18 protein-coding genes are annotated in these 22,244 nt (G+C 30.8%); 10 read left to right on the top strand and 8 right to left on the bottom strand.

The window, feature by feature from the left end:
- Nucleotides 1–22: 22 nt before the first annotated feature.
- Entirely contained in the window at nt 23–2,266 is a 2,244-nt protein-coding gene (locus MOV42_RS10295) for a glutamine--tRNA ligase/YqeY domain fusion protein (protein ID WP_324171093.1), read from the top strand.
- Nucleotides 2,267–2,464: 198 nt separating this feature from the next.
- On the opposite strand, the gene MOV42_RS10290 is transcribed toward MOV42_RS10295, so the two are convergent.
- Entirely contained in the window at nt 2,465–3,439 is a 975-nt protein-coding gene (locus MOV42_RS10290) for an AraC family transcriptional regulator (protein WP_324171092.1), read from the bottom strand.
- 116 nt (nt 3,440–3,555) lie between these two features.
- Between MOV42_RS10290 and MOV42_RS10285 the strand changes: the two genes are divergently transcribed.
- The 8 genes from MOV42_RS10285 to MOV42_RS10250 all read left to right on the top strand — a co-directional run bounded on the left by MOV42_RS10285 (nt 3,556) and on the right by MOV42_RS10250 (nt 11,764).
- A complete protein-coding gene (locus MOV42_RS10285) occupies nt 3,556–5,661 on the top strand; it encodes a TonB-dependent receptor (protein ID WP_324171091.1) in 2,106 nt (701 codons plus the stop codon).
- 188 nt (nt 5,662–5,849) lie between these two features.
- Nucleotides 5,850–6,605, top strand: coding sequence for a DUF3450 domain-containing protein (locus tag MOV42_RS10280; protein ID WP_324171090.1), 756 nt, complete (start codon nt 5,850–5,852; stop codon nt 6,603–6,605).
- Nucleotides 6,606–7,928, top strand: coding sequence for a MotA/TolQ/ExbB proton channel family protein (locus MOV42_RS10275; RefSeq protein WP_324171089.1), 1,323 nt, complete (start codon nt 6,606–6,608; stop codon nt 7,926–7,928).
- 2 nt (nt 7,929–7,930) lie between these two features.
- Nucleotides 7,931–8,434 carry a MotA/TolQ/ExbB proton channel family protein gene (locus MOV42_RS10270; RefSeq protein WP_324171088.1) on the top strand — a complete coding sequence of 168 codons (504 nt, stop codon included), beginning with the start codon at nt 7,931–7,933 and terminating at the stop codon, nt 8,432–8,434.
- Nucleotides 8,431–8,838, top strand: coding sequence for a biopolymer transporter ExbD (locus MOV42_RS10265; RefSeq protein ID WP_324171087.1), 408 nt, complete (start codon nt 8,431–8,433; stop codon nt 8,836–8,838). Before MOV42_RS10270 ends, MOV42_RS10265 begins: the two co-directional genes overlap by 4 nt.
- A gap of 1 nt (nt 8,839) precedes the next feature.
- Entirely contained in the window at nt 8,840–9,475 is a 636-nt protein-coding gene (locus MOV42_RS10260; RefSeq protein ID WP_324171086.1) for an energy transducer TonB, read from the top strand.
- Nucleotides 9,476–9,478: 3 nt separating this feature from the next.
- Nucleotides 9,479–10,663, top strand: a complete 1,185-nt coding sequence (locus MOV42_RS10255) for a tetratricopeptide repeat protein (RefSeq protein ID WP_324171085.1) — start codon at nt 9,479–9,481, stop codon at nt 10,661–10,663.
- A 120-nt stretch (nt 10,664–10,783) separates the two neighbouring features.
- Complete coding sequence (locus MOV42_RS10250) at nt 10,784–11,764, top strand: IS5 family transposase (protein WP_324171084.1); 981 nt, start codon at nt 10,784–10,786, stop codon at nt 11,762–11,764.
- Between the two features lie 226 nt (nt 11,765–11,990).
- On the opposite strand, the gene MOV42_RS10245 is transcribed toward MOV42_RS10250, so the two are convergent.
- The 7 genes from MOV42_RS10245 to MOV42_RS10215 all read right to left on the bottom strand — a co-directional run bounded on the left by MOV42_RS10245 (nt 11,991) and on the right by MOV42_RS10215 (nt 19,357).
- Entirely contained in the window at nt 11,991–12,674 is a 684-nt protein-coding gene (locus MOV42_RS10245; RefSeq protein WP_324171083.1) for an IS256 family transposase, read from the bottom strand.
- Between the two features lie 297 nt (nt 12,675–12,971).
- Nucleotides 12,972–13,379, bottom strand: a complete 408-nt coding sequence (locus MOV42_RS10240) for a cytochrome C (protein ID WP_324171082.1) — start codon at nt 13,377–13,379, stop codon at nt 12,972–12,974.
- 118 nt (nt 13,380–13,497) lie between these two features.
- Nucleotides 13,498–14,097, bottom strand: a complete 600-nt coding sequence (locus MOV42_RS10235; protein ID WP_324171081.1) for an energy transducer TonB — start codon at nt 14,095–14,097, stop codon at nt 13,498–13,500.
- Nucleotides 14,098–14,208: 111 nt separating this feature from the next.
- Nucleotides 14,209–15,384 carry an ammonium transporter gene (locus MOV42_RS10230; protein WP_324171080.1) on the bottom strand — a complete coding sequence of 392 codons (1,176 nt, stop codon included), beginning with the start codon at nt 15,382–15,384 and terminating at the stop codon, nt 14,209–14,211.
- 113 nt (nt 15,385–15,497) lie between these two features.
- Complete coding sequence (locus tag MOV42_RS10225) at nt 15,498–15,836, bottom strand: P-II family nitrogen regulator (protein ID WP_324171079.1); 339 nt, start codon at nt 15,834–15,836, stop codon at nt 15,498–15,500.
- A gap of 58 nt (nt 15,837–15,894) precedes the next feature.
- Nucleotides 15,895–17,148 carry an ammonium transporter gene (locus MOV42_RS10220; RefSeq protein ID WP_324171078.1) on the bottom strand — a complete coding sequence of 418 codons (1,254 nt, stop codon included), beginning with the start codon at nt 17,146–17,148 and terminating at the stop codon, nt 15,895–15,897.
- Between the two features lie 250 nt (nt 17,149–17,398).
- A complete protein-coding gene (locus MOV42_RS10215; RefSeq protein ID WP_324171077.1) occupies nt 17,399–19,357 on the bottom strand; it encodes an autotransporter domain-containing protein in 1,959 nt (652 codons plus the stop codon).
- Nucleotides 19,358–19,746: 389 nt separating this feature from the next.
- Between MOV42_RS10215 and gyrA the strand changes: the two genes are divergently transcribed.
- On the top strand, nt 19,747–22,212 hold the full coding sequence (gyrA, locus tag MOV42_RS10210) for a DNA gyrase subunit A (RefSeq protein WP_324171076.1): 2,466 nt from the start codon (nt 19,747–19,749) through the stop codon (nt 22,210–22,212).
- The last annotated feature ends 32 nt before the right edge of the window (nt 22,213–22,244 follow it).

The raw sequence follows: 22,244 nt of genomic DNA, 5'->3' as shown, positions 1-22,244 counted from the left end.
AAAATCAAGAGGTTTAATAATAATGAGTGAGAACAAAGATTTTTTACGAACAATCGTTGAAGAAGACTTAAGGTCAGGCAAATATAAAGAGGTTATTACAAGATTTCCTCCAGAGCCTAATGGATTTCCTCACATTGGACATGCTAAGTCAATTTGTATAAATTTTGGAATTGCGAGTGACTATAATGGTCACTGCAACTTAAGAATGGATGATACTAATCCAACTAAAGAAGATACCAAATATGTTGAGGCTCTAAAAAATGCTGTAGAGTGGCTTGGATTTGACTGGGGTAATAATGTGTATTTTACTTCTGATTATTTCCCTAAGATATATGCATATGCTACAGAACTTATCAAAATGGGCAAGGCATATGTTGATAGTACAAATGAAGAAGAGATGCGCTCCCTTCGTGGAACAATTACAGAGTCAGGAATACGCAGTAAATATGCCATGCGTAGTGTTGAGGAAAATCTAGATCTTTTTGCGAGAATGAAAAAGGGTGAGTTTAAAGATGGTGAACATGTATTAAGAGCAAAGATTGATATGAGTGCTGCTAATATGAAAATGAGAGATCCTCTTTTATATCGCATACGACACGCACATCATTTTAGAGCAGGGAAAGAGTGGTCTATTTATCCAATGTATGACTTTGCTCATTGCTTATCTGACTATATTGAAGGTATTTCTCACTCTATTTGTACACTAGAGTTTGAAAATAACCGTGATATATATAATTGGGTACTTGATACTCTAGGACTTGCATTGCCGCGCCCTTATCAACATGAGTTTGCACGATTAAATATTAACTATACGGTTATGAGTAAAAGAAAGCTTTTAGAACTAGTAGAAGGTGGTCAGGTTAACGGATGGGATGACCCTCGTATGCCTACGATTGCTGGATATAGAAGGAGAGGTTATACTCCAAAGTCTATTTTAAACTTTTGTGATCAAATAGGTATAGCAAAAGCAAACTCAATGGTTGATGTTGCACAACTTGAATTTTGTATAAGAGATAATTTAAATACAATAGTGCCACGAGTGATGTGTGTACTTGACCCACTAAAAGTAACTATCGAAAATTATAAGGGTAGTGAAGAGATAGATGCCCCGTACTATCCACATGATATACCAAAAGAGGGTTCAAGAAAGTTGCCTTTTTCTCGTGAGATTTATATTGAGCGTGATGATTTTAATGAAAACCCTTCAAAAGGATATTTCCGTCTTACTCCTAAGCAACCAGTAAGACTTAGACACGGTTTTATCATATTTTGTAAAGAAGTGATTAAAGATGCAAATGGAAATATTGTAGAGATAATAGCAGAGTATTATCCTGACTCAAAAAGTGGCTCAGACAGTAGCGGTATAAAAGTTAAAAGTGCTATTCAATGGGTAGATGCTTCTCGTGCTAAAACTGTAGAAGTACGAGTTTATGATAGATTGTACTCATCAGAAGCACCTGAAGGGTTAGAAGACTTAAACCCTAACTCTCTAAGTATTATTAAAAATGCTCTTATTGAACCTGCTGTAATTTCAGATAAACCAGATGAAAGATTCCAGTTTGAAAGACAGGGCTATTTTTATGCTGACCCTATTGACTATACAGATTCAAAACCTGTATTTAATAAAATTGTCGGTCTAAAGAATTCTTGGGGTAAAAAGAAAAAAACACCTGAAAAAGTAGTAAAGACTCAAACTAAAAAAGTGCAAGTAGATGGTAAAGAAGTAGCTATGAGCGATGAGCAAAAATTATTATTTGAAAAGTATAGTAGTAAATTTGGACTAAATAGTGAAGTAGCTAATATTTTAGCTCGTGATGCGAACCTTTCTTCATTCTATGAAGAAGCTTTATCTGTGTTGAATAGTCCAGTGAGTTTAGCTAATATTGTAGCGACTGAAGTAGCAAGAGAGTTAAAAGAAGCAAATGAATTGAAATTTACTGCAAATCAAATATCTGAACTTGTTAAAATGATTGATGATGATATTATTTCAAGTAAAATTGCTAAACAAGTACTCCAAGAGATGGTACAATCTGGAGAAAGTCCAACACAAATAGTTGAAGATAAAGGACTTGTTCAGATAAGTGACCCCTCTAAAATTTCGCCTATTATAGATGAGATAATTGCAAAAAATCCAGAAAATATTGCTAAGTTTAAAGCAGGGAATACTAAACTTCTAGGATTCTTTGTGGGGCAAGTTCTAAAAACCACTGGGGGCAAAGCAAATCCAAAAGTAGTGAATAAACTTGTTGCACAGAAGTTAAAATAATAAACTTATGATTTGACATTGATTGATTTTGATGTTGTGGCTCTGGAATGTTTCCTATAAAGTAGACAAGAATTTAATCAGTTAATTAGATAAGTAAAATTTAGCAATGAATTATTCCCTTAAACTAGTATAGTTTAAGGGAATGCTTACATATTTAATGCCAAAAAAAACTTCAAATTAGTTTTATTCAAAATTATTTCAATAATAATACTTTCTTTTTTTCATTAAATCTTTTGGAAGTATGCCAAATCTACTAGAAAAAGCATTTGTAAAGCTTTGAGCGTATTTGTATCCCACGCTAGCAGATATTTCACCTATACTATATTCGCTTGTTTCGAGTAGTTTTTTTGCTTCAATCATCCTGTAATCTAGCATCATACTTGTTGGTGAAGTATTGAAAAGTTCTTTAAAGCCATATTTTAATTTGAATTCGTTAAGTGCTACTTTTCTTGATAACTTGATAAGTGTAGAAAAATATTTTTCTTGAGATATTAGTTTTTTAGCTTTTAAAAGTGCTTGTATGTCGTCTTCATTTAACTTTATCTTTTTTGACCTTGTTTGCAATTGAGGTTGAAGAATATCCTTAAATTCATTATGTATAATTTCATAAACTTTACTTTGTAGATATATATAATCTAATTTACCACAAAAAGGAGAATTAAATATTTCGTTTGCACTTATAGTTGTTTTTGCATCTGTTTTTGCTTTTTTTAATAATGAAGGGATATTTTGTTCGTATCTTTTTTGTAAATTATCGTAATTTTTTACATTTTGCAAAAAGAATTCTTCTAAGAAATTTCCTTTAACAATTATCCCTATATTTTTTGAATTTGTATTTTCTTCTGCTTCAAGTGTTGATTCACTCAAATTCATGTATTTTACAAATACTGTGTTTTGTTTTTTCTCTATTGTAGAATTTAATATATTGTCCGTATAATTCACATTTCCGTTCAATGTAATATCAATAAATAAACCACTTTCACTAGAAGATGAATTCATGCTAGTACTTTTAAAAAAATTCATTGTATTTTTATAAAGAGATATATCATTGTTTATTTGTACGCTATTAATATCTATTTTTCCTGAATTATTTTCTAAACCTATAGATATAGAACTTCTTTTATCGTTATATAAAACATTTTCTAAATTATCTAAAATAGATTCTTGATACACAAAATACCCTTTTCATTAATTATAATACTAAAATCTTTATTTTAATATTGATTTTAATTATCAATTATTAATATACTCTAAAAATATTTAAATTTTCATTTAAAAGGTATAAAATCATGAAGAAAAAAAAATTACTCTCAATTGGTGCAATATTAGCTATTATCGTTTTCCCTCTATTTGCTAAACAAAATACTAATTTAGAAAATATAGTGGTTACTGCTGAAAAAGTTGAACAAAGCATACAAGAAGTTCCCATATCCGTAAGTGTCTTAGATGAGTATAGTATCTTAGATTCTTCTATTGAAAATACTAGTGATATTTCATCTTATATTCCGAACCTGACTACTATGCATGAAGGTTCAAGAGATTATTATACTAGAATATCAATAAGAGGTATTTCAAATACTGGTATTGGAGATCCTGCTGTAGCTTTATATATAGATGACATCTCTTATGCAGACTTATACGCTTTTAATTCTCCTTTATTTGATGTACTAAGGATTGAAGTTTTAAAAGGACCACAAGGAACACTTTATGGTAAAAATACTGAAGCTGGAGTTATAAAAATCATTACAAAAGAACCAAATAATAGTCCAGAAGGATCTATGGCTTTAAAATATGGCTCTTATAATAAAAAAGAGATTATAGGATCTTTTAATGCTCCCATTATAGATGATAAGCTATTTTTAAGATTTTCAGCCTTAAAATCTAGTAGAGATGGATATATCGAAAACTTATATGATAATTCCAAGATAGATTCTCAAGATACAACATCTGTAAGAGGAAATTTTCTTTTAAAAGCAACCAAAAATATTGATATTAACTTAATATTAGGATATAACAAGTTTGATGATGATGGAGGTTTTCCTATGACTGCTGTTGATAAAAGTACATATATGGCAGCAACAGGTCTCAGTTCCTTAAAAGATTTTCAATCCTCTTTTAGTTACAACGGGGAAAGTTCTTCTGAAACAAAAACATTTTTATTAAAAATGAAATATAAACAAAATAATTATGATCTGATTTCTATAACAGGATATAGGGATATGAATAATGAAAGTACTTTAGATGGTGATTTTTCTCCTGCTAAGAATTATTTAGGATTCAATGCTAGAGATTTAAGTTCAATTTCTCAAGAATTCAGATTATCGTCTAAAAATAATACCTCATTCAAATGGCTTGTTGGTGCTTATTTTAGCCATGAAGATATTAAAGATAAAACAGGATATAAGCTTGATGAAGTTTATGCAACTGCTAATGGTGTGCCTCTCTATACAGAAGATAAAATGTCAGCAAATCTAAAAACAGAAGATATTGCTATTTTTACTCAAAATACACTTAGGTTTTTTAATGATAAGTTAGGATTAACAGCTGGTTTAAGATATGAAAAATCAAAAAGAGAGATGAATAATAGAAGACATACTTTTGGAGGAGTAAATAGTGTTGCTCCTTTTAATAATTTAGAAAAAAACAATGAGATACTTTTACCAAAACTTGCTTTAGATTATTTTATAAAAGATAATATAATGCTTTATAGTAGTTTCGCAAAAGGCTATAAAGCAGGTGGTTTTTCATATGCGGTAAATGATGCTACGCTAAGTGAATTTGACCCAGAAATAGCAAACTCTTATGAAGTAGGTATAAAATCAACTTTTAGAGATATAGGTTTAACTTTAAACTTAGCAGCATTTTATACCAAAGTAGATGATTATCAAGATAGAGTACAAATAAACCCTACTACAATTTTGCAACAAAATGCTACACAAGTTGATATAAAAGGGTTTGAGTTAGAATCTATTTATACTTTAAATGATGAATTTAGCATAAACACTAGTTTTGGTATAACCAACGCTAAATATGGAGATTATATAAATCTTATGACTAGTGAAAATTATAAAGATAATAAAGTTAGTTTGGTACCAAAATATGATTTAAATATAGCATTTAAGTATAGAAGTTCTTTAGGTTATTTTACCAATTTTGAGATTCAAAATACAGGTGAGAAATATTTTGATAGAGCAAATAGTAAAAAAATAGAATCATGCACTATATATAACCTTAAAGTTGGATATGAAAGAGATAATTGGGATGTATATTTAACAGCTAAAAACTTAACAGATGAAGAATATTTTTTAGATGGCTTTAAAGATCCTACTCTTGGTTATATGGGAACAGTTGGAAGTCCTAGAGAATTTAGTCTTAATTTCAATTATAGATTTTAATAACTTTTCCTATATAAATTTAGATTCATTTTACATGTAAGAAAATTTTAATTCTTACATGTAAAGATTTAAAATAGATTATCTAAAATACTTTTAGCATAAAAAAAAATCCTTTTAGAATAACTATGATATTGATTATAACTATCATGTATACTATAATGTGAAGTATTTTACAATCAAGAGGTACTATGAAAAAAAACTTACTATTTATCTTATTGGCACTCTTATGCACAAACATAACAGCTAAAGAACTTGACACAACAATAACATTAACCAAGCAGGCAAATAAACACTCCATCAACTCCCAAAAAAAGATTGATTTATTGGTAATAAAAAAAGAAAAATTATATTCAAAATTCAAAATTCAAAATTATGAATTAAAATCTTTAAATAATTATAATATAGAATTAAATGAAATCATCAATTCACAAAACAGTGAAAAAAAATCTATTTTAAATCAGATTGATGAAATTGATAAAACAAAAAGAGAAATTTTACCTCTGATAAAAAATATGCTTATTTCATTAGATGAAATGATACAAAATGACATACCTTTTTTACCAAAAGAGAGAGCAAAAAGAATCAAAAGACTTAAGCACCTTATGAAAAGATCTGATGTTTCAATAGCAACAAAGTATAGAGCGGTTATAGAAGCATATGAAATAGAAACCCAATACAGTAGAACAATTGAAACTTATAATGATATTTTAGAGACTCAAGGATTAAGCAAAAATGTAAAATTTTTAAGGATTGGAAGGATTGCTTTGTATTATGTAACAGAAAACAATAAAGAATCTGCTATATGGGACAAAGAAACAAAAGATTGGAATATTTTAGATGCTGGTTATTCTAAAAAATTAAATAAAGCGATTAAAATTGCTGCAAAAAAAGGTGTGCCTAATCTTTTAAATCTTCCTATGTTTAGTGCCAAGGAGGTTTTATAAATGAAATATTTACTTTTAATTTTTATGCTTATAACAAATACATTTGCGAACAATAGTGATAAAGTTTTTCAAGAATTATTAGAAAAAGTTAAGGCTGGGTATAAAACACAAACTATACAAGATAAAAAAAGAGAAAAAAAGTTTCTTCTTGATGTTAACACACAAAACAAAGTGCTTTTAGAAACTAAAAAAGAAATAAAACAAGCAAAACAAATATCGCAAAAATTAAAAAATAGTATAAAAGACAATGAAGTAAAACTACAAAACCTAAGCAATGAGCTTGACTTAGCTAGTGAAGACTTAGGTGAACTTTTTGGGACAGTTAAGCAAGTGAGTTCAGATATGAATGTACATATTAAAGCTTCGTTGATCTCATCACAATTTCCACAAAGAAAAGAGTTTTTAAAAGAACTTATTTCAAAAAATGCATTGCCCGATATAAAAGAACTTGAAAAACTCTGGTATATAATGTTTCAAGAAATTATTGAATCTGGAAAAGTTATAAAATACAAAACAAAAATAATTTCAAAAGAAGGAACACAAAAAGTAGAAAATATCATAAGATTTGGTAATTTTAATGCCATTAGCAAAAACTCATTTTTAAAGTACAACGCTTCAAACTCACTGTTTGTCGAACCATCTTTTCAACCGAACAGAAAATACCTTTCTCTTGTAAAAAAGTATTTTAATTCAAATGAAAAAATAAGTGAGATAGCCATAGATCCTACGAGAGGAATTATACTTGACATTATATCTCAAAAACCAAATTTAGAACAAAGAATTTCACAAGGTGGAATTATAGGTTATATCATTATATGTCTTGGAATTATAGGTTTATTTTTTGCTTTTATAAAGTATATTTGGCTTTGTTTAGTAGCTAGAAAAATAAAAAAACAGTTAAAACATAAAAATGATATAAAACTAAACAATCCATTAGGAAGAATACTTAAAGTTTACAATAAAAATAAACATATAAATGAAGTTGATTTAGAGTACAAAATAGATGAAGCCTTTTACAAAGAAGTACCTTCTCTCCAAAGTGGTTTTTCTATGCTAAAACTTTTTGCTGCGACTACTCCTTTACTTGGTCTTTTAGGAACTGTAACGGGAATGATTTTGACATTTCAATCAATTACACTTTTTGGAACGAGTGACCCAAAACTTATGGCTGGAGGAATTTCTCAAGCACTTATAACTACAATGCTAGGACTTATTGCTGCCATTCCACTGCTTTTTGCACATACATTTTTAAGCTCAAAAGCGAAAAAAGTTATAAGTATTTTAGAGCAAACTAGTATTTCCCTTTTAAATAAAGATGACTAGAAATGCTTGATTTTTTGTATACGATTAACTCTTTCATTGAAAGAGGAGGAGATGTTTTAATTGTCATTTTCATTGTTGCTTTAGCTATGTGGTCGGTTATCTTAGATAAATTATTTTATCATTTTTTTGTTTATAAAAAAAAAATTTACTTAATAAAAATACAAAATAAACAATTAAATAAGATGTCTTTTTTGTCTACAAAAAATAAAATTGAAAATGGAATGAACTTTATTAAAATTTCTATTATGGTTGCTCCACTTTTAGGTCTTCTTGGCACTGTAACAGGGATGATTGAAGTATTCGATACTATCTCAATATTGGGAAATTCTGATGCAAGAGCAATGTCAAGCGGCATATCTCAAGCTACTATTCCTACCATGGTAGGAATGAGTGTTGCACTTAGTGGCATGATATTTAAAACATATTTGGAGCAAGTTAACAAAAAAAAATTACGCTTTTTAAGTGAAAAACTTCATATTGAATTTAAAGGAAAAAGAAGAAAATGAGAAAAAGAGATTTTTTTGAAGATAATGAAGATGCAGGCATAGATATGACACCTATGCTTGATATTGTTTTTATAATGCTTATATTTTTTATAGTTACTACATCTTTTGTAAAAGAATCAGGTATTGACATAAACAGACCAATTGCACAAACATCTCAAAAAAAAGATAAAGGCAATAATATTTTAGTTGCAATTACAAGCAATGAAGAAATATGGATAGATAAAAGGCAAATTGATTTAAGAGCATTAAGAGCAAATATACAAAGATTAACTAACGGTGATGATAAAACTTCAATTATAATTCAAGCAGATATGGAATCAAAAACTGGTCTTTTAGTCGCGGTTATGGATCAAATTAAAATGGCGGGTATACAAAGTATATCAATAGCGACAAAAAAAGAGTAACATGACAATTATACGATTTTTTTTACCTATTGTTGCCCTCTTTTTTACTCTAACACTATATTGGATGCTAAATCAAACCATTATAATTAGCAATAATAAATCTACTCAAACTAAATACGGAAATATAAGTTTTATAAGAATGATCAATGAAAGTAAAATCGAGAAAAAACATAGAGTAAAGAAAAAGTTGCCAAAACCTAAAAAAATTAAAACTCCTCCAAAAATAACTACAAATATAAATAAAGTAAACTTTGCGATGCAAAAAACCAAACTAAATATAAATATTTCACCTATTAAGTTATCAATGAATATAAATAATAATGGTTTTTTAAATGGTGCAATTTTCACTAAATCGGATATCACACAAAATACTTCAGCAATGCCAATACTTAGGATACCTCCTATGTACCCACGAAGAGCTAAAATACTTAAAAAAGAGGGTTATGTAAAAGTGCAACTACTTATAGGTAAAGATGGGTTAGTGAAAAACGCAATTATCTTAGATTCCAATCCAAAAAACATATTTGATGATGCTGCATTACAAAGCGTATATGGTTGGAAATTTAAACCAAAACAAGTAAATGGACAAAGAATAGAGCAAATGGCTGAACAAATTTTAGAATTTAAATTAAGGTAAAAAATGAAAATACTATTTATATTGTTTACATATATATGGGTCTTAAATGCAAATATAACACTTTCTTCAAGTACATATAAAAAATTAACTCATATTCAAAAACTAAGCGAGAGCAAACAATATACTAAAGCACTCAATATAATAAATGAACTTTTAAAAAAAGAGTTAAATAAGGCAGATAAAGCATACATACTCCAAAGCCAAGGTTTTTTATTTCTTTCTGTAGAAAACTTAAAACAAGCTATTTTATCTTTTAAAAAAATGAATAATTTAAATATAATGAATAAAAAAAATTATTTAAATACTACATATAATATAGCACAACTTCATCTGTCTTTGAAAGAGTACAAACAAGCCATAAAATATTTAAATATTTGGATAAAAAAAACAACAGAAAAAAAACCTAAAGCTCATATATTGTTAGCTCAAAGCTATATTGCAATAAAACAAAATAAAAAAGCAATAAAAAGTATAAAGCAAGCTATTAAACTGCAAAGTATTCTCAAAAGAAAAATTCCAATCAATTGGTATGAATTATTATTTTCAAATTATTATCAGTTGAAAGATTATAAAAACTCGATTAAAACACTTTATTCTATTATATACATAGAACCAAAAAATAAGAATTATTGGTTGTATTTATCACAAATCTATACTATTGAAAATCAAGTCCAAAAAGGCTTAAGTATTTTTGAACAAACATATAATCTAAAAATATTAGAAGAAAAAGATATTTTACAATTTATAAGTTTTCTATTACAAAATGAACTATATTACAAAGGAGCTGAACTTTTATCTAGCCATCTAAAAAATAAAACGATACAAACAAATGAAAAAAATCTAAAACTGCTTTTTGATGCATACTTTAATGCAAGGGAATATATTTCTTCCTTAAGTATTTTAAATAAATTAATAAATCTAACAAATAAAAATAAATACATTTTACAAAAAGCAAGATTATATGTTATGTTACATCAAAATAAAAAAGCAATTATGTCATATGAATCAATAATTAAAAAGAAAAAATCAAAAGAGTTTCCAATATCAAATTTAGAATTAAGTTATCTTTACCATGAAAACAATATAATTGAAAAATGTATAAGTTGTTTAAATGAAGCTACAAAACATCGAGAAACAAAAAAAATTGCACTTGCTTTTTTAAAACAATTAAGAATTGTTGCAAAGTAAAAAAATGCTTTTTAAAGTTTAATTGAACCCTCTGAACAATCAAGCAATTTAACTTAACCTCCTTTAAACCAATAATTAGCTAAAATAGATATACTAAGAAGCCAAGTTTGAGGGATAAATATGCAACTAAGTTTTTTTGACCATGCCATGAAATACCAAGGTGGTAAGAAGAGTATGAAGTTTTTAAATGAGATGAAAGAGATTATTCCATTTGAAGCTATTGAGAAGATACTTATAGAGAAAAATGTATACAAACCCAACAAAGGTAAGACAGGAAGACCATCTATTCCATCAAAGATATTAGTAGGCTCACTTTTTTTACAAAACTGGTATGGATTGTCAGACCCAATGACCGAAGAGCTTATACATGACCGTATAAGCTTCAGAAAGTTTCTTGATATAAGAGATGAAGATACTATTCCAGATGAAACAACTATTTGTAAATTTAGAAACAAGCTTATCAAAGAAGAGATACTTGGTGATATATTTGAAGAAGTAAAAAAGATGATGGAATCTAAAAGACTTATACTCAATGAGGGAACTCTTATAGACGCTACTCTCATCCACTCAAGCGAACCAAAGAGAAAAAAAGATGACAAGGATAAAGTTATTTCAAATAAAGCCCATGATTCTGATGCAACCTATACTTCAAAAAGAGGTCGTAAACATCATGGATTAAAGATGCATATAGCAACTGATACAAACGGTATCATCAAAAAAGTAATAGCTACAACTGCATCAACACACGATAGTACACAGTTTGATAAGCTGACAGAAGATGAAAATAAAGCAATATTCGCAGATAGTGGCTATATGCAAAAGGCAAGAAAAGTGGCACTAAGAGCAAAAGGTATTTTTGCTGGTATAGTTGAAAGACGAGTAAGAGGTCAATCGAAACTAAGACCTAAACAATCAAGAAATAATACAAGATTCTCAAAGATAAGATGTCTCGTGGAATTACCATTCGCATTTATAAAACAACATATGAACTTCAGAAAAACCAGATATCGGGGAATAGAGAAAAATCAACAACACTTTTTTATGTTGGCTGCTTGTTATAATCTGAGACGGACACCTGCACTGGTAAGGGCTAGGAACTGATACAAAAGGAACAAAATAAGGTTCTAACATGCTAATAAATAGTAGAAATATAGAAAAACAAGACAGAAACTCACTTCAAAATTGAAAGAGAATTTTTAAAATGATAGAATATTAGTATAAAGAAGAATCATCTGGCTTGTTCAGAGGGTTCAATTCTTAAAATAGGAGACCGTAAAATAAACGAGAGTGTAAATCTAACTGTGTAAACCTACCTCTTATCCATTAATCAATTAGTATATTTTGACATAATTTCACTGAAAAATATACTAAGTTGAGGAGGTTCTGCCCTTTGGGTATAAATCTCAAACCAATTTCTGACACTCGACATATTCCATTTGTTTTGTTGCTCTTGTGTAGCGAGATACATTAGCTTATAAGCAGATTCTACAGTAGGAAATGAACCTTTAGATTTAGTCTTTCTTTTTATTGTTGCATTTATAGATTCTATTGGATTTGTAGTGTAAATTAGTTTTCTAGCTGAATCTGGATATTTGAAAAAAGTTGAGAGTTCAGCCCAGTGATTTGTCCAAGAAACAGTAATGTTAGGATATCTTTTACCCCAAATATCGTTAAAATCTGTAAGTGCTAATTGAGCATCTTCTTCATTTATGGATGAATACACAGACTTAAGATCTTTAGCAACTGCCTTTCTATCTTTCCAAGATACGAACTTCAGGGAGCTCCTGATTTGATGAACAATACATCTTTGTATCTCAGCTTTAGGATAAACGGCTTTTATTGCTGTCAACAGCGGAGTTAGCTCTTCTTGGGATGCAATTTGTATCACTTCTTTGAGTATATTTTTAAACTCATTTGCAATATCATCTAGAGAAGTTATCTCTCCTGATGCTAATTGTTTTTTAACTCTTCGTGGTTGATTAAACTTATGTAAATCCTTTAAATAATTCACTTGATTAGTTTATCAAATGAATCTAATTTTTAAGGTTTACACAGTATATTTTACACTCTCTTTTAGTTGCAAGTGCAGCTTCTGTACCCAAGTGCTTCTGTCGTTTTATTCGGGCATAAGTTTTTTAATTAGAGAGCCTAACGCTTCATCTTTTCCACCGATACTTTTACCGGCTTTCTACCCTCAAGGGGCACCTTGATATCACGAGTAAATTGCTCTAAATCTATTTCTATTTTCATCTGTGTTTCCTTAAGTAATTGGTATTTTACCAGATTGATACAGTTTTTGAACAGTCTATTACCAGTCTAAAACTTCATAATGACACTGAATACATTGTTTCATTATTTTTGCATGAGCTTGAGAAGCCGCTCTTGAATCACCAGCCTTAAATCTTTCCAAAATAGTTTTTACTTTCTTATCAATATTTCTAACAATTTTATAACTAAATGTTACTCTATTATTCATATATCTAGCCATTGGGTCTTTTTCAGTTTCTACCTCAATTGGAGGTTTAACTCTTCTTATTGCGTCTGAGAGTGATATTGCACCTTCTTTAACTATATCTGGATTATTATATAAAATTCCTGTAGATATAGTTGACATAGCTTTTTCCATAATTTGCATATCTTTAATTCTGTCTGCTTTAGTGTAAGTACTAGCCAAAATTATTGTACTAGATAATATTAACAACGCTATTATTCTCATTTTGCACCTTTTTTTACTATATAAAAGGCAGTATAACGAAAATAACTACTAATTTTAATAATTTATTGCAATAAAATGAATATTCATTCAGTTTCACAACTTAATGTAAATAAGTGTTTTAATTTTTTATCAATGAGTAAGTCATAGGAACAGTAATTGTAAGCTCTTCTTTTGGTTTTGGAAATTTACCAGATAAATCTTCAATAGTTTTTACAGCCGCTCTACTAAGGATTTCACTATTTGATGAGATTACTTTAATGGAGTGTGCTTTAGCATCTGTAGATAGTGTAAACTCAATTCTCACTTCTCCCACTATTTCTCTTTCCCTCGCTCTTCTTGGATAGTATAAGTTTTCTTGTAAAAGTCTTTGTATTTCTGCTATATGCTTTTGTAAATAATCATTTTTGACTCTTTTTTGTTTAGTCATTGTATCTTCTACTGCAACACTTTTTGCTATTACTACTTCCATTGTTTGTGAAACTTCTTTTTTTTCTTCAATAACTTCAGGTTCTTTTATAAACTCTTCTTGGATAACTTTTTGTACAAGAATCGGTTCAAGTTTAGCTTTTGTTATTTTTTTTGGCTTTGCTTTAGGTTTTGAAGGTGGTTTTATGATTTGTTTTTGACTTACTACATCACAAAGTTTAATGCAAATCTTATCATTACACTCAATTTTTTTAACAGATGGAATACTCTTCCAAATAAAAAAAGCAGACACAAGCAAGATAATATGAAAGATAATCGATATAAAAAATGAACTGCAGTGTCTAATCATAAGCAGAATAATAACAAGTTATGTGTTACATAAATGTTAAAATCCTAAAAAATATTATATTGCCCTTCTAAATTCTGGATATGCTTCCACCCCACACTCATTAACATCCATTCCCTCTTGTTGAGCATCATCATCTGCTCTAAACTTAGAAATTTTATTGATAAGATATAAAACTACAAAAGATACACTAAAAGCAAAAAATGCAACAACTACAACACCTTTAAGTTGAGCCATAAAAGAAATGCTATCTACAAAAATCCCAACTGCTAATGTTCCCCAGATGCCATTTACTAGATGCACAGATAAAGCACCGACGGGATCATCTAATTTAAATTTATCAAAGATAGGAACAGCAAAAACAACTAAGGTACCACCAACTAAACCTATTAAGATAGGAGTGTACATATCATATAAATCAGGTCCAGCAGTAACTGCAACTAAGCCACCTAAAGCACCATTTAAAATCATCGTAATATCAAAAAGTTTATATCTAACATACATCATAATTCCGGCAATTAAAGCACCAGATAAACCAGCTGTATTTGTATTCATTATAGTTTTTGCTACCAAATTTGCATTTTCTACACTAGAAATAGAGCCAATACTTCCACCATTAAAACCGAACCAGCCTATCCAAAGTAAAAAAGCACCTAAAACAACTAGGGGAATATTTGAAGCGGGGATAACTCTGATTTTCCCATTTGAGTAACGACCTTTACGAGAACCAATAATCATAATAGCAGCTAAAAGAGCCCATCCTCCAGTAGAGTGAATCACAGTAGAACCTGCTAAATCATACATATCTAAATCAAGAAAAGTTCCTGCTATCATATCTGCACCCCAGCTAATATTTACTACTGTAGGATAGATAAAAGCACCCATAATAACAGCAAACATAGCTAAAGGAAAAATACGAACACGCTCACTAACACCACCACTCATAATATTAATTGTTTTACCAACAAATGCCATCTGAAACATAAATGCTGCCCAGATGCTCATAGAATTATTTTCCCATGAACCAAAAGCAAGCGTATATCCAATAAGCAAAAAAGCGAGAGATGCAATAGTATAAATCATTACATTTATAGTTAAAACAGAAGTAACATTTTTTGTACGAACTAGCCCTGCTTCTAGCATAGCAAAACCTGGTACCATAAAGATTATAAGTACCATTGAAAAAAGTATAAAAAAAGTATCTATAATATATTTAAAATCAGCTTCTAACATGTAAGTAACCCCTTTTTTATATTAAAGGGGAATTGTAGCTTAAAAAAAGTACAGTATTTTTTTAAATTGATTAAAATTTAAGCAGTTGAGCTTTTGCTCGTTTCGCGTACTAATTATACCGCTTCGTTATCAGTTTCACCTGTACGAATACGAATAATTTTTTCTATATCACTAACAAATATCTTACCATCACCTATCTTACCAGTTCTAGCAGCTTCGACGATTGTACTTGTTACACTATCAACCATCTCGTCATTTACAACAATGTCCATTTTTATTTTTGGTAAGAAATCAACTACATACTCAGCTCCACGATAAAGCTCACTGTGTCCCTTTTGACGACCATAACCTTTAACTTCACTTACCGTCATTCCTTCTATACCAATTTCTGCTAATGCATCTTTAACATCTTCTAGTTTAAACGGTTTTATAATTGCTTCTACTCTTTTCATTATATTACTCCAAATTTAATTTTAACATTTTAGCCATATTTGTGGCTAAAATCAACTTTTATAGATTAAGTGCCTTTTCACCATGAACTGTTTCATCAAGACCACGACTTTCTGTCTCTTCATCAACTCTACCGCCACCTGTAAGTGCTGAAGCTATATAAAATACAATTGCCGTAACTATACCCGAATAAACAATTGTTAAACCAATAGCTGAGAATTGAGCGCCCAATTGAGTTACCATATTATAATCTTCTGCCATCGCATAGTCGGCAATAAAGATTGCAGTTGCAACTGAACCCCAAATACCAACAAGACCATGAATCCAAAATGCATCTAAAGAATCATCAACTTTAAATATACCTTTTAGCTTAGAAACACCATAAAAACCAAGTGCACCACCAACAAGACCTATTATAATAGCACCTTCAATACCAGCAGAACCAGATGCCGGAGTAATTGCAACCAATCCAGCAACAGCACCAGAAGCACCACCAACTAAAGTAGCTTTTTTGTAAACTAGCCACTCAACAAGTATCCAACCAATTACACCAAGTGAAGCAGCAACATTTGTTACAAGAAATGCAGAAGCAGCAACACCATCAGCAGCAACTTCACTTCCTGCATTAAAACCAAACCAACCAAACCATAATAGAGCAGCACCAAGAACAACTAACATCGGAGAAAAAGGTTTAATTGCAACTTTGCCATAGTCTTTTCTTCTTCCAAGTATCAAAGCAACAACAAAACCAGCGACACCTGCATTTAAGTGAACAACAGTACCACCAGCAAAGTCCATCTCACCGAAGTTAAGTGTTTCACCACCACCCCATGCCCAGTGTGTAACAGGTGCATAAACAGCCACTATCCATAAAGCTGCAAATACCATATAAGTTGAGAATTTAACTCTCTCAATCATAGAACCACTAGCGATTGCAACAGCGATTGCAGCAAATGTTCCTTGAAAGGCAACAAAAAGTAACTCTGGAATAGTTCCGCTTAAAGTATCAGAAGTGATTCCTGATAACATTACCTTACCTGTTCCTATAAAATCTCCATCACCAAAAGCAATAGAGTAACCAACTAAAACCCATACTAAAGTACCAACAGCGTAAGCACCTAAACTCATACCCATTGTATTTAGTACATTTTTGCTTCTTGTAAGACCACCATAAAAAAGTGCAAGTCCTGCAGGAGTCATTAACATAACAAAAGCCGTAGCAACTAACATCCAAGCAGTGTCACCACTATTTAATATATCCTCTGCAAAGACCAAGGTTGGCAATGCTAATAAAGCAAGTAAATATCTCTTCATTATTTATCCTTAATAATTTAAACTGACAAAATTATACAAACTATTTAGCACTAAAGAGTCAATAAATTGATTAATTTTTAATCAATAATATGTTTAATTAGTGAGTAGTAAGACAAAAATAAGTTCGAGATGGATTAATATTTGCTAGTAAATTTATATTGAAATAACAGAGTTAAAAAAAATAGTCAATGTAAAAAAGAGCGCAAAGCCTGCCCTTGGGGTACAACCATTTGTAAATCTAAAAGTTATACTAAAAAGACAAAGAGTAATTAGCTCCTACCCAGTATTGAGGGTCTGCACTCTTTGAAGTGGAATTTAGTGTTAAGGTAAATTTTCCAACATTAAAAGTACTCTCTATTCCTACAGTTGCTTTTATCCAATTTTGTTTGTATATTTCTTTAGCTAAATGAAATGAGCTAAAGCCTATCACCGTTCCACTTATTCCATTTGATTCTTTTTCCATACGGTGTATACCTTCAAGGCTTGTTATTACTCTATTTTTTTCATTTAGTTTAAAGTTAGAATCAAATCCTACTCTTATATCATTTGTATTCTCTTTGTTTTTATTAAAACTGGCAGGAAATCCTCCATTTATTTCTGTATATGCATCTGTTGTTACACTTGCATAGTTATATTCAACATAAGGATAAATATAATCTTTTTCTGACTGCCCTTGTACTCTTAGTCTGAAGGCTTGCATATTTTGATCGGTTTTAGCTTCTGAGTAGTCTAGGCTACCTGCATTTTCATATCCTCTTTTTATGTCTAAATCATTTTTACCGTACATATAAGAGAGTGTAGTATATATTGGTAATTCTATTGGTAATCTTATATCTGCCTCAATTACAAAAAAATACCCATCTATTTTATTTTTCCCTTCATAAAGTAGTTTACTAGCTCCCGTTGTTTGCCCATAAGACATACTATATCTTACATAATCATTTTGTCTATATCCGAAGCCTACTTCTGCTAAGTAAAAGTTATCTTTAGTTTCATATCTATCATTATATGCAAAGTCACCTGCTGTCCACATGGTATATTTATCATCTGAGGCTCTATTTGAACCTGGATGTCCATGGGCTCCATGCATTGTAGTGTTAAGTATACTCATTCCTTGTACATTTACATTTGCTATACTACTAAGCGACATAGTTAATGTACTTAATCCAATAAGACCACCTCCATCAGGAAGACCACTTCCACCTCTTGCTATAAAGGCCTCTCGACCATTTGAAGAAGTACCATATCCTACAATTACTCTACCATCAGCACTTACTCCAGTTGCACTAGTCTTACTCCAACCGCTTAGGGTATATCCACTCTTTTGAAGCCATTTAGTTAAGCTTTGCATTCCTGTTTCTTGTGTCCAACGAAAAGCTTCATGACCACTGGTATATTTACTAACCCCGACAACAACACTTCCATCTGAATTAACTGCATTTGCCTTACTAAAAAAAACTCCCCCTGCTAAATATCCTAAACCTACCATTCCTCCCGCTTGTGTCCAACGAAAAGCTTCAGTAGCATCGTTGGTAGATTTACTATTTCCGACAACAACACTTCCATCTGAATTAACTGCTTTAACCTTACTATGACCTCCTCCTAAATCTCCTAAATCTACCATTCCCCCTGCTTGTGTCCAACGAAAAGCTTTAGTATTATTATTGGTAGATTTACTATTTCCGACAACAACACTTCCATCTGAATTAACTGCATGTGCCTCACTATGACCTCCTCCTAAATCTCCTAAACCTACCATTCCTCCTGCTTGTGTCCAACGAAAAGCTTCAGAATGACTATTTCCGACAACAACACTTCCATCTGAATTAACTCCACTTGCATGACTAGAACCTCCTCCTAAATCTCCTAAACCTACCATTCCTCCTGCTTGTGTCCAACGAAAAGCTTCAGTATTATTGCTGGCAGATTTACTATTTCCGACAACAACACTTCCATCTGAATTAACTCCATGTGCCTGACTATGACCTCCTCCTAAATCTCCTAAATCTACCATTCCCCCTGCTTGTGTCCAACGAAAAGCTTTAGTATTATTGCTGGTAGACTTACTAGTTCCGACAACAACACTTCCATCTGAATTAACTGCATCTGCCTGACTATTACTTCCTCCTAAACCAACCATTTCTATTCCACTTAATATAAGTGGGGAAAATAAAAATACTGTTAATATAAAAAATGACTTTTTGTACAAAACTAGCCTCCTTTTAAATTCTATATTATATTATATAATAAATTTGTCGTGTTTTTGTCGGCTTTAAAAATAAGCGCATTTCAACAAATTGAACCCTCCGAATAAGCCAACTAATTTTTCTATCTTTTGACTGAATCTCAGATTTAAAGTAAAAAATATTTAATGAAGAAAGTGCGTCAAGGTGAAATATTAATGTTAGGATTAGCGATTTGAGAGATTTGTTTTCCAATTCTTAGCATCTCAGCAATGGAGTACTTCAAAAATGACAAATTATTGGAATCATACCTGTTCTTATAGGAGGATACTTACTCACAAAACCTAGCCCTAATTAAGGTAGTACTCAACGATATTAAGATATTATCAGCAAAATTATTTTACTAGGTGTATTAATGAGTGATTTGCTAAATAACGACAACATTCAAACTATTAACATTGAAGAAACACTTCAAAACAGTTATCTTGATTATTCAATGAGTGTAATTGTAGGTCGTGCCCTACCAGATGTTCGTGATGGACTAAAGCCAGTTCATAGAAGAATTTTATATGCGATGGATAAGTTAAGTCTTTCTCATGGTGCAAAGTTCAAAAAATCTGCCCGTATAGTCGGTGATGTAATCGGTCAATACCATCCACATGGTGATAATTCTGTTTACGATGCCCTTGTTAGAATGGCTCAAGACTTTTCTATGCGTATGCAACTTGTTGACGGTCAAGGGAATTTCGGTTCAGTAGACGGCGATAGTGCTGCTGCTATGAGATATACAGAAGCTCGTATGACTAAATATGCGGGTGAACTTCTAAAAGACTTAGAAAAAAACACAGTAAATATGACAGACAACTACGATGGTACCACAAAAGAGCCAGATGTAATGCCTACTCGTGTTCCAAATCTTCTAATTAATGGTTCATCAGGAATTGCAGTTGGTATGGCTACAAATATCCCTCCTCACAATCCTAGGGAAATACTTACTGGATTAAAAGCACTTTTAGAAAACCCAAATATGTCTTTAATAGAAATCATGGAACATATAAAAGCACCTGACTTTCCAACTGGTGGTATCATTTTTGGTAAAAAAGGGATTATGGATGCTTATGAAAGTGGTCGTGGTCGAATAAAAGTTCGTGCTAAAACTCATATAGAACAAAAAGGTAAAAAAGAAGTTATCGTAATAGATGAATTACCTTACCAAGTAAATAAAGCTCGTCTTATTGAAAATATTGCAAACCTAGTAAAAGACAAGATGATAGATGGTGTTTCTGAAGTTCGTGATGAATCAGATAGAGATGGTATGAGAGTTGTAATTGAGTTAAAAAGAGACACAATGAGTGAAATTGTTCTTAACAATCTTTTTAAACAAACAAGTATGCAGACTACATTTGGTATCATAATGCTCTCTATATTAAATCAAGAGCCTAGAATCTTTGGAATCATAGAGATATTAAAACATTTTATAAATCACCGTAAAACAATCATAATTCGTCGTACAATTTTTGACTTAGAAAAGGCAAAAGCAAGAGCACATATCTTAGAAGGTCTGAAAAAAGCGATAGATATTATAGAAAAAGTTATTAAAACTATTCGTGCGTCAGAAGATGAAGAAGATGCTAAAAATAATCTTGTAACTGAATATGATTTCTCTGAGATTCAAGCATCTAGCATTGTTGCAATGAGATTAGGTCGTTTAACTGGTCTACAAATCAAAAAAATCGAAGAAGAATTAGCTGAGTTAGTAAAACTTATAGAGTATCTAGAATCAATCTTAAAAAGTGAAGATGTTCTCCATGGTATCATAAATGAAGAGTTTGATGAAGTTCTCGCAACTTATGGTGGTAATGAAAGAAGAACTGATATAGAAGATGATTATGATGATATAGATATAGAAGACCTTATCCCAAATGAGCCAATGGTTGTTACAATTACGCATAGAGGTTACATCAAACGCGTACCTCTAGCGTCTTATGAAAAACAAAAACGAGGCGGTAAAGGTAAAATTGCTGTTACAACTTATGAAGATGACTTTATAGAAAACTTCTTTACTTGTAATACTCACGATACGCTACTTTTTGTTACGGACCGTGGTCAACTTCACTGGTTAAAAGTTTACCGTATTCCTGAGGGAAGCAGAATTGCTAAAGGTAAAGCAGTTGTAAATCTTATAAATCTAGTAGCTGATGAAAAAATATGTTCTGTTATACCAACAACAGATTTTAGTCAAGACAAAGGTCTTGTGTTTTTCACTCAAAGAGGAGTTGTAAAAAGAACAAATCTAAGTGAGTTCTCAAACATAAGAAGTAATGGAGTAAGAGCAATTGTTCTTGATGATAATGACACTCTAATTACAGCAAAAATAGCAAATCAAAATGTTAAATACCTGTTTATTGTTACAAAACTCGCTCAATGTATAAAATTTGAAATAGAAAAAACAAGAGAGCAAGGTCGTAGCACTCGAGGTGTTAGAGGGATTAAGTTTAAACATGATGACGATGTAGTTATAGATGCTAATATCATAGAAAATGATGAACAAGAAATTCTCATAATAGCTGAAAAAGGTATTGGAAAAAGAACAGATGCTGGTGAATACCGCTTAACTAACCGTGGTGGTTCAGGCGTTATAGCTATGAAAATGACTCCAAAAACTGGTAAAAATATTGTTGGTTGTTTAATGGTTGATGAAGCAATGGACATGATGGCTTTAACAAAAGCTGGAAAGATGATACGAGTTGATATGCAAACTATTTCTAAATCGAGCAGAAATACTTCTGGGGTTTATATAGTAAAAGGTGATGATGTCGCAAGTGTTTCCCGTTGTCCTAAACAACATAAAGAAGAAGATGATGATGAAGATGAAAATTAACTAACATACTAGGCTTGGAATAATATTTGCTT

Source organism: Sulfurimonas sp., from assembly GCF_029027405.1.
Lineage (GTDB): Bacteria > Campylobacterota > Campylobacteria > Campylobacterales > Sulfurimonadaceae > Sulfurimonas.
Note: the sequence above shows the minus strand (reverse complement) of the source record. Positions and strands in the feature narration are given on the sequence as shown.

Excerpts from the sequence above, each read along its gene's own strand:
- MOV42_RS10295 (WP_324171093.1), top strand. The coding sequence starts at position 23 with ATGAGTGAGAACAAAGATTTTTTACGAACAATCGTTGAAGAAGACTTA.
- MOV42_RS10285 (WP_324171091.1), top strand. The coding sequence starts at position 3,556 with ATGAAGAAAAAAAAATTACTCTCAATTGGTGCAATATTAGCTATTATC.
- MOV42_RS10280 (WP_324171090.1), top strand. The coding sequence starts at position 5,850 with ATGAAAAAAAACTTACTATTTATCTTATTGGCACTCTTATGCACAAAC.
- MOV42_RS10275 (WP_324171089.1), top strand. The coding sequence starts at position 6,606 with ATGAAATATTTACTTTTAATTTTTATGCTTATAACAAATACATTTGCG.
- MOV42_RS10270 (WP_324171088.1), top strand. The coding sequence starts at position 7,931 with ATGCTTGATTTTTTGTATACGATTAACTCTTTCATTGAAAGAGGAGGA.
- MOV42_RS10265 (WP_324171087.1), top strand. The coding sequence starts at position 8,431 with ATGAGAAAAAGAGATTTTTTTGAAGATAATGAAGATGCAGGCATAGAT.
- MOV42_RS10260 (WP_324171086.1), top strand. The coding sequence starts at position 8,840 with ATGACAATTATACGATTTTTTTTACCTATTGTTGCCCTCTTTTTTACT.
- MOV42_RS10255 (WP_324171085.1), top strand. The coding sequence starts at position 9,479 with ATGAAAATACTATTTATATTGTTTACATATATATGGGTCTTAAATGCA.
- MOV42_RS10250 (WP_324171084.1), top strand. The coding sequence starts at position 10,784 with ATGCAACTAAGTTTTTTTGACCATGCCATGAAATACCAAGGTGGTAAG.
- MOV42_RS10240 (WP_324171082.1), bottom strand. The coding sequence starts at position 13,379 with ATGAGAATAATAGCGTTGTTAATATTATCTAGTACAATAATTTTGGCT.
- MOV42_RS10230 (WP_324171080.1), bottom strand. The coding sequence starts at position 15,384 with ATGTTAGAAGCTGATTTTAAATATATTATAGATACTTTTTTTATACTT.
- MOV42_RS10225 (WP_324171079.1), bottom strand. The coding sequence starts at position 15,836 with ATGAAAAGAGTAGAAGCAATTATAAAACCGTTTAAACTAGAAGATGTT.
- MOV42_RS10220 (WP_324171078.1), bottom strand. The coding sequence starts at position 17,148 with ATGAAGAGATATTTACTTGCTTTATTAGCATTGCCAACCTTGGTCTTT.
- gyrA (WP_324171076.1), top strand. The coding sequence starts at position 19,747 with ATGAGTGATTTGCTAAATAACGACAACATTCAAACTATTAACATTGAA.